Raw genomic sequence first — 1,620 nt, 5'->3', positions numbered from 1 at the left:
GTCTTGATTTCCTTGGCTGCTGCGGCCGAGCGCTGCGCCAGGCTGCGAACCTCGGATGCCACGACGGCGAAGCCGCGGCCTTGCTCGCCGGCACGCGCCGCCTCCACTGCGGCATTCAGCGCCAGGATGTTGGTCTGGAACGCGATGCCATCGATCACGCCGATGATGTCCACGATCTTCTTGGACGACGCATTGATCGAGCCCATGGTGCCGACCACCTGCCCGACCACGTTGCCGCCGCGCACTGCGACCTCGGAGGCCGACACGGCCAGCTGATTCGCCTGGCGGGCGTTGTCGGCGTTCTGCTTCACGGTGCTCGTGAGTTCCTCCATCGAGGCAGCTGTTTCTTCCAGCGAACTCGCCTGCTGCTCCGTGCGCGACGAGAGATCCTGGTTGCCGGAGGCGATCTGGTTCGACGCGGTCGCGATCGTGTCCGTGCCCATGCGCACTTCGCCCACCACCTTGGCCAGGCTGGCGTTCATCTCGCGCAGCGCATGCATCAGCTGGCCCGCCTCGTCGCGGCTCTCGACCACGATGTCCGCGCTCAGGTCGCCGGCGGCCACCGTCTCGGCCACCGTCACCGCACGGCCCAGCGGACGCACGATGCCCAGCGTCAGGCGCCATGCGAACAGCGCGCCCAGCACCAGCGCAATGGCGGCCAGCACCAGCAGCATGGTGCGTCCGCTCCTGAAGTCGGTGTCGATGCCCTGGGCCGTTGCGTCGATCTTCTCGCGCTGGTGGTTGGCCAGCGCCTCCACGGCGCCGCTGTAGACAGCCAGCGCCTCGGTGAACTTGGTGTCGACCAGCGTGTTGGCTTCGGCCTGCTGGCCGCTTTCCTTGAGCTTGTTGAGGACGCCCACCGTCTCGAGCACCACGGCGCGCGAAGCCGCCACCTTGGCATAGAGCGCCTTTTCCTCGGGCGTGCTGAGCATCGATTCGAGCTTCTTCTGCGCCGGGCTGATGCGCGCAGAGCCGGCGGCCTGCGTCTTGGCGAAGTAGGCGGCGATCTCTGGGTCGGTGGTCTTGACCATGGCGAAATTGGCCACGGTGTTCGAGCGGAGATTCGCGAGCCATTCGGTCGCGAGCCGCTCCTTGACCAGCGCCTGCCCCACCATCTCGTCGGTGGCGTTGCCCACGTGGGTCAGCCGCAGCACGCCGATGCCGGCGATGAGTGCCATCAGCAGCAGCATCACCGTGAAGCCGAAGCCCAGGCGGGTACCGATTTTCAGATCTTTCAAACTCACAGCTCTATTCCTTCCGTCACAGGGCGACAGGGCCACCGCGGCAATGCCGTCATCCTGTTATCGGCAACGGGCCGCCAGACTTGAGACCTTTGTTCTCAAAAGGAGGAAAGATCGGCGACGCACGCACAAAACCGCCCGGCTGCGCGTGCGCTGCGGCGTTTTCGAGCGTGAAGACGCTGACGGCCTGCACCAGGCTGCCGGCCTGTTCCTGCAGCGACTGGGCTGCGGCCGAGGCTTCTTCGACCAGCGCGGCGTTCTGTTGGGTGACCTGGTCCATCTGGCTGATGGCCTGGTTGACCTGCTCGATGCCCGAGGTCTGTTCCTGGCTCGCCGCCGTGATCTCGCCCATGATGTCCGTCACGCGCTTCACGCTGCC

At 66.1% G+C, this 1,620-nt stretch carries 1 protein-coding gene and 1 pseudogene; both read right to left on the bottom strand.

The features are described from left to right. Positions 1-1,244: methyl-accepting chemotaxis protein (locus AC1DJH_RS33055; protein WP_478188608.1), on the bottom strand; the 1,244-nt coding region annotated here is incomplete at its 3' end. Positions 1,245-1,293: 49 nt separating this feature from the next. Then, positions 1,294-1,620, bottom strand: a pseudogene (locus tag AC1DJH_RS33050) (methyl-accepting chemotaxis protein); the annotation flags it as partial.

This window comes from Variovorax sp. 10N412, assembly GCF_056394985.1.
This window is presented reverse-complemented; position numbering and strand designations above follow the sequence as displayed.